Below are 6,688 nucleotides of genomic sequence, written 5' to 3'. Positions count from 1 at the left end.
CGCAGTGAACGTGCGGTGATTTGAGTGGAGCGGTAGTTCAGTTGGTTAGAATACCGGCCTGTCACGCCGGGGGTCGCGGGTTCGAGTCCCGTCCGCTCCGCCACTTATACTAAGCCCAAGCAGAAATGCTTGGGCTTTTTTACATCTGTCGAATGAGTCCCGCTTGCGCGCAAGCCCGGACTAGGCGCTCACCGTTTCCACTACTTTTTTGAAAGCGTCAGACTGTGTGTCCCGGCAGAAATGCTTGGTTTTTTATACCTGTCATTTAACTTTGCTCTTCGAGCAAATAAGTCTCTTCGGAATGCCGGCCCAGGCGTGCCTGTTGATATTGCTGAAATGCTGACTCAACTACCTGTAAAGAGCCTTTCAGATCAAGCGCAATGCCGCTTTATATTAAAACTAGTTATAGATAATGATACTTGGATGATGATAGACATAAAAAAACAGTCTCCAAAGAGACTGTTTTTTAATGACCTGATGTTGAACTGTATAGCTATAGCAGCGAGCGTACAGCTGGAAGATCTGTCGCTACTATAATTCCCGCATTCTGCATGTCGGCACAAGCTTGCTCTGTGGTATCGAGAGCAATCCCGCGGCAAGCTGAAAGATTAACAATGACTTTAAACTTGCCTGTTTGTTGCAGTTGTAAGGCGGTTGTTTTTACACAATAGTCTGTCGCCAAGCCGCCAACAAGAATAGTGGTTACCTTTTGGCTTTCAAGCCATTCGATCAGCCCAGTACTTAGTCTCTCTTCCAGATCATGAAAGCAGGCACCGTAAGGGTGAAGATCAGGCTCGATCCCTTTCCAGATAACATGATCGTAGTCGGTGACGGCTGGTAATCCTGGGATCGTTTTAAATCCAGCTGTACCTGGGACGGCATGGGCTACCCAGGTTAAGTCTGCATTGGGGTGAGGTAACGGTTGAAGCATCTTATCATGGCTATCAACAACCCATACCGCCTGAGAAGGGTGCGCATCTTTCGTTAATATCCGTAGATCTGCCAGCTTTGCCTGGGCATTGAGCGCGGGAGCGATTTGATCTCCTTCCGGTACAGGCAGCTCATCAGGACAAAGAGGGCTGAAAGTACGTTGTGGATCTACATCAATAGCGGCGATAGTCATGCGCATTTCCTCTACAGGATTTGATTAAGAATATGATCAGCTTTTATTCTGCGGATCCGCTTAATCAACTTCCGTACTGGAGCCGGATAGGTATCGACTTTCTCGATAAATTTATAGCTACCGACAAGCTGAGTATGGCTCAGAATACAGTCGAGCTCTTTTTGCTTCTGCTCGGCTAATAGTTGGCTCTTGTCATGCACTAAGATGGCATTCTCAAGATCTAACTTCCAAGCTCTTGGGTTGAGATTATTACCTGTGATCAGCATATAGCTGCGGTCAACCCAGATCCCTTTCAGGTGAAAGCTGTTGTCATTGTGCTTCCAGAGATGGATAGCTAGCTGGCGACGAGCAATAGCCCCTTCATTCTGCTTGGCAAAGTTTCGCAGGTTCACCTCATAGAGGTAAGGAAGGCCTGCAATGGTCTTGAACGGCTCGTTAGGCGGAATGTAAAAGTCATTCGCAGTTTTATCACCGACGACAATGGTAACTTTTACGCCTCGTCGGATTGCACGCTTTACTTCGCGGCTAATGAGACGTGGGAAATTAAAGTAAGGCGTACAAATGGTCAGCTCTTTCTGCGCACTGGCAATCAGGGTGCAGATATGCTGATTCAGTTTGTTTTTTCGCTTTCCGAGGCCAATCAGAGGTGTTAAGCCGACTTGATCGCTACCGACAGACTCAGGAGAAAAAGAATAACTCGCACGTTGTAATTGGTTGCGAAGATCTTTGATCGCTCCTTTCAGCGCCTTGGTTTCAGGGCGAATTGCCTGGCTCAAGCAATTCACAGCATCACTGTCTGCCAACGTTTCCTTAATGAGCTTCGCCATGCTATCGGCCAGATGAGCATTCTGTATGACGTGGTATCGGTCGTAACGGTAACGCTGATGCTGTGCAAGGTAGACATCATTAAGGCTAGCACCGCTATAGATAACCTTGTCATCAATCACAAAACCCTTCAGGTGCAATACACCGAAGACTTCTCTGTTACGTACCGGAACACCCAGTACATCAATTTGATGCTCATAGCTTTCTGCGAACTCGCGGTATAGTGCAGCATTTCCATCTGATTTAGCGGCACCAATAAGCCCTCGCTGAGCGCGATGCCAGTCGACCAGTACCTTAATATCCAAATCAGGGTTTGCCTGCTTGGCTTCATACAGTGCTGTTAGGATGCCTCGTCCAGCATCATCGTCTTGCAGGTAGAGAGCTACCAGATAAATACGCTGCTTAGCCTGAGTGATTTCTTGGTGAAGACGTTCGCGGAAAGATCCTGCATCTAGAAGTGTCTCTAAATCTTCCGGTTTGTGTGCAATACATGGCAATTGCTCAATGCGCTGCCTGTTAGCAATAGCTGAATCCATTATCGCCTCGTTTACGCGACCTATTAAAGATAAATCTGTTAATTTAGAGCGGAATTATACCAGAAAATTCCCTGATTCTATCAATACCATTATTGGCTTGGGTCACGGATAGGTTGAATAACTGTAAATTAGGGTTGATACCGCATTGCAACCAGCTTCTTTCCACTTTGCCGGTAGCGCCGGAGACGACTCAATAGCGGCTCGGGAAGTTCGCTCTCGGGGAGCGTGATAAAGTTTGCCCCCTGATATAGTGTCTCTAGGTGAGCAAAGGCAAAACAATAACAGGGTGTCTCTATAAGTTGCTGATAACAGCCTGTTAGTAGCTGTTTGGCTAAACCCATACCACGTTGTTCTGGGTGTACCAGCATACCGGTGAGTAACTGATAGTTGTCAAATTGCTTGAACCTGACACAGCAGATGATACTGCTGTTATCCTCTCCCACCCAGATAACTTCATCTTTTTTGGCTTTCCCTGCTGGGTAGTAAGATTTATAGAAACGATTGATCAACGGAAAACGGAGGGGTTCTAGTGGGTGGAATCTAAGCTTGCTCATGGGAAAACACTGCGTTGTCAGAATGAATCAGTTAAAATGCGGCCAATAGTATAAATGGTATGGTTCGATAATAGCATGAAAGTTTTGCAAGAAAGGTCGCTGGCACCTTTTCACACCTTTGGCATAGAGGTCGCAGCTGAACACATTGTAGTTGCGGAGACGGCAGAGGATTTGGTCGCCATTTGGCAGCATGAACAATATCGGACTTTACCTAAGTTGATTGTCGGACAGGGAAGCAATTTATTGTTCTGTGAAAACTATGCCGGTGTCATTGTGCTGAACCGTATATCGGGTATCGACATTACGGAAACGACAGACAACTATCAGCTGCATGTCGGCGCCGGTGAAGACTGGCACCAGCTGGTATGTACAACCATTGAAAACAATATGCCCGGTTTGGAAAATCTGGCGCTAATTCCCGGGTGTGTCGGTTCATCCCCTATTCAGAACATTGGCGCCTACGGTGTAGAGCTAAAAGATATCTGCCAGTACGTGGATGTGGTGGAGCTGGAAACCGGCAAGTTTTCCCGGCTGTCGGCAGCCGACTGCCAGTTTGGATATCGAGACTCAATCTTTAAGCATGCAATGAAAGATAGCCATGCCATTATTGCGGTTGGTTTGGAACTGCCGAAAGAATGGCTACCGAACTTAGGCTACGGCCCGCTGGCAAAATTTGATCCCGACGCCGTATCAGCCAAAGACATATTTGACGAAGTGTGCCGAATTCGTCAAGAAAAGCTGCCTGATCCAGCAGTGCTCGGCAATGCCGGAAGTTTCTTCAAGAACCCTGTGGTTGACAGTGAGAAGCGAGATGCACTATTGCAGGAGTACCCTCAGATGCCGAGTTATGACGTGGGAAATAGGTGTTACAAACTGGCCGCAGGTTGGCTGATAGATCAGTGCGGCCTGAAAGGCTATGAGGTTGGCGGCGCGAAGGTACACGAGCAACAAGCGCTGGTGCTGGTAAACCATTCGCAAGCGACAGCCCGGGACGTCATTGAACTGGCGAATGATATAGTTGTAACGGTGGACAGGACGTTTGGGGTCACCCTAGAGCATGAAGTACGCTTTATGGCTGCCAGCCAAGAGACAAAACTGGCGGAGATGATGTCATGATAGATCATGCTACACGTTTGGCGTTAGTCGCTATGTTATCGGATGGACGATTCCACTCCGGTGAGGCGTTGGGAGAGTCTCTGGGGATATCGCGCGCGGCGATAAGTAAGCATATTAAAACGCTACAAAGCTGGGGGCTGGATATCTACCGGGTCCAGGGTAAAGGCTATAGTCTGGCATCAAAATTGGAACTGCTTGATTGCGATAAAATTTTAGCTCAGGTAAAGTGCTCGAGCTTAGATCTTATCCCTGTGATTGACTCAACCAACCAATTCCTGCTGGATCGGGTTGGTCAGCTACCCCAAGGCGCTGTCTGCCTGGCTGAGTATCAGGAGTCGGGCCGTGGCCGACGAGGAAGGCAGTGGCTTTCTCCGTTTGGTAGTAATTTATACCTTTCTATGTATTGGCGCCTTGATGCCGGTATGGCTGCTGCTATGGGGTTGAGCCTTGTTGTCGGAGTGGCGATAGCTGAGGCTCTGCAATCTCTCGGGGCAGATGATATCAAAGTCAAATGGCCCAACGATCTGTATTACCAAGACAGGAAGCTGGCCGGTATTCTTGTCGAAATGACAGGCCAGGCCGGAGAAGCTGCCCACCTGGTGATCGGGATGGGGCTGAATGTTGCGATGACAGAGCAGGAAGGATCGGATATCGGCCAGGCGTGGACCAATTTGACGCAGGCTTGCAGCCACCTTCCGGAGCGAAACCAGCTGGCAGCAACGCTGATCCGGCGTTTGTACGAAACGCTTGAGCATTACGAGAATGTTGGCCTGGATGGCTTCATTGAGCGCTGGAATCGATTAGATAACTTTTTGGATCGTCCTGTGAAATTATTAATTGGTGAGCGTGTGGTAGAAGGAATAGCCCGCGGAATTAATAGTCAGGGGGCGTTATTACTGGAAACCGAACAAGGTATTACGCCTTACGTCGGTGGTGAAATCAGCCTTAGAGGTTGTTAATGCAATTATTAATTGAAGCGGGCAACACCTATGTCAAGGTTGCCCAACTGTTTGACGATGGCAATTTCGAGCTATTAGGCCGATATCCAAGCCGTAAGCTGGAAATGGTGCTAGAGCCGCTGTTAGAGAAGGAAGTTAACAGAATCGTCTTTGCCAGTGTTGGCCCGGTGGAGGTCGATAACTCCATCCAGCGTATTGCCCAGTTGGCCAATATTCCGGTAATGCAGGTAAAAACACTGCGTAAAGATTTTGGCGTAAAGAATGCCTATGCCGAGTACCAATACCTGGGCGTCGATCGCTGGCTGACCTTGGTAGCTATTCGGCAGGAATTTAAAAGGCCAACCGTGATTGTCGATATCGGCACGGCGCTAACCTTTGATGTGCTGTCCGAAGACGGCAAACATCAGGGCGGCTGGATTGCACCTGGCTACCAGCTCATGATGAAATCGGTACTGGAAAACACCACCAAGGTTTTTTCGGACCGCGAGCACAGTGAAACAATCAGCTTTGCTGACAATACCGCGGATGGTCTGAAAAACGGCTGCCGTGCGGCACTGCTGGGGCTGATAGAATATGGCCTGGGGCAAGCCCGCGATAAACTGAAGGCCGAGCCTGAAGTGATCCTATGCGGTGGTGGCGTACGTCATTTACCTGTGTCTTGGTCAAAACACTACCGACACCGTTCAGACTTGGTACTGGAAGGCCTTGCTTTGTATGCAAAATGCCGATGATGGCTAAAATTGCAACGCTTGATAGAAAAAACTGAAAAAAAAATAATATAGGTATTGCAAGGGCTGGGATCATTCTCTAGAATGCGCAGCACTTAAGCCGACTTAGCTCAGTAGGTAGAGCAACTGACTTGTAATCAGTAGGTCACCAGTTCGATTCCGGTAGTCGGCACCAGTTTCTTTGCAACACCCCTGGAGGGGTTCCCGAGTGGCCAAAGGGATCAGACTGTAAATCTGACGGCTCTGCCTTCGATGGTTCGAATCCATCTCCCTCCACCATTTTCAAATGATTGAATAGCTCTACGAGTTACGAGTTTGCGGGCATCGTATAATGGCTATTACCTCAGCCTTCCAAGCTGATGATGCGGGTTCGATTCCCGCTGCCCGCTCCACACTTTTGTGTGCTGATATAGCTCAGTCGGTAGAGCGCACCCTTGGTAAGGGTGAGGTCGGCGGTTCAAATCCGCCTATCAGCACCACTCCCTCTCCAAGTCACTTCAATCCTTTTGATATATACTCTACAAACCCATGATTGGTTGTGTGGTCGTAATGCCACCAAATGCCGTGCCTAGAGGGACTATCCATGTCTAAAGAAAAATTTGAACGTACAAAACCGCACGTTAACGTTGGTACTATCGGCCACGTTGACCACGGTAAAACTACTCTAACAGCTGCTATCTGTACTACTCTGTCAAAAGTATACGGTGGTGAGGCTAAAGACTTCGCATCTATCGATAACGCTCCAGAAGAGCGCGAGCGTGGTATCACTATCTCTACTTCTCACGTAGAGTACGATACTCCAAGTCGTCACTACGCACACGTAGACTGCCCAGGACACGCCGATTAC

At 48.5% G+C, this 6,688-nt stretch carries 7 protein-coding genes and 5 tRNA genes; 9 read left to right on the top strand and 3 right to left on the bottom strand.

All coding sequences use genetic code 11. From position 1 onward, the window contains the following. The first annotated feature begins 26 nt into the window (after nt 1-26). Nucleotides 27-103 (top strand) — tRNA-Asp (locus tag EIZ48_RS27450). 390 nt (nt 104-493) lie between these two features. On the opposite strand, the gene EIZ48_RS27445 is transcribed toward EIZ48_RS27450, so the two are convergent. The 3 genes from EIZ48_RS27445 to EIZ48_RS27435 form a co-directional block, all read right to left on the bottom strand. Beyond that, entirely contained in the window at nt 494-1,123 is a 630-nt protein-coding gene (locus EIZ48_RS27445; protein ID WP_160658469.1) for a nicotinamidase, read from the bottom strand. A gap of 11 nt (nt 1,124-1,134) precedes the next feature. Next, nucleotides 1,135-2,484 carry a CDP-diacylglycerol--serine O-phosphatidyltransferase gene (pssA, locus tag EIZ48_RS27440; RefSeq protein ID WP_160658467.1) on the bottom strand — a complete coding sequence of 450 codons (1,350 nt, stop codon included), beginning with the start codon at nt 2,482-2,484 and terminating at the stop codon, nt 1,135-1,137. Nucleotides 2,485-2,612: 128 nt separating this feature from the next. Further along, nucleotides 2,613-3,038, bottom strand: a complete 426-nt coding sequence (locus EIZ48_RS27435) for a GNAT family N-acetyltransferase (protein ID WP_160658466.1) — start codon at nt 3,036-3,038, stop codon at nt 2,613-2,615. 75 nt (nt 3,039-3,113) lie between these two features. On the opposite strand from EIZ48_RS27435, the gene murB reads away from it, so the two are divergent. From murB to EIZ48_RS27395, 8 genes are all read left to right on the top strand, one after another. After that, nucleotides 3,114-4,154, top strand: coding sequence for a UDP-N-acetylmuramate dehydrogenase (gene murB, locus EIZ48_RS27430; protein WP_160658465.1), 1,041 nt, complete (start codon nt 3,114-3,116; stop codon nt 4,152-4,154). Beyond that, on the top strand, nt 4,151-5,113 hold the full coding sequence (gene birA / locus EIZ48_RS27425; RefSeq protein WP_160658463.1) for a bifunctional biotin--[acetyl-CoA-carboxylase] ligase/biotin operon repressor BirA: 963 nt from the start codon (nt 4,151-4,153) through the stop codon (nt 5,111-5,113). Before murB ends, birA begins: the two co-directional genes overlap by 4 nt. Continuing rightward, nucleotides 5,113-5,844 carry a type III pantothenate kinase gene (locus tag EIZ48_RS27420; RefSeq protein ID WP_075763484.1) on the top strand — a complete coding sequence of 244 codons (732 nt, stop codon included), beginning with the start codon at nt 5,113-5,115 and terminating at the stop codon, nt 5,842-5,844. The genes birA and EIZ48_RS27420 overlap by 1 nt, the downstream gene beginning before the upstream one ends. A 96-nt stretch (nt 5,845-5,940) precedes the next feature. After that, a tRNA-Thr gene (locus tag EIZ48_RS27415) sits at nt 5,941-6,016 on the top strand. A gap of 19 nt (nt 6,017-6,035) precedes the next feature. Then, nucleotides 6,036-6,120 (top strand) — tRNA-Tyr (locus EIZ48_RS27410). 38 nt (nt 6,121-6,158) lie between these two features. Next, nucleotides 6,159-6,233, top strand: a tRNA-Gly gene (locus tag EIZ48_RS27405). 11 nt (nt 6,234-6,244) lie between these two features. Continuing rightward, nucleotides 6,245-6,320, top strand: a tRNA-Thr gene (locus EIZ48_RS27400). A 104-nt stretch (nt 6,321-6,424) separates the two neighbouring features. Continuing rightward, the coding region (locus EIZ48_RS27395; RefSeq protein ID WP_240153117.1) for a GTP-binding protein at nt 6,425-6,688 on the top strand (264 nt) is incomplete at its 3' end.

Origin of the sequence: Photobacterium alginatilyticum (assembly GCF_009910675.1) — a bacterium.
GTDB classification, from domain to species: Bacteria; Pseudomonadota; Gammaproteobacteria; order Enterobacterales; family Vibrionaceae; genus Photobacterium; species Photobacterium alginatilyticum.
The sequence above is the reverse complement of the archived record's forward strand: the minus strand, read 5'-3'. Positions and strand labels throughout refer to the sequence as shown.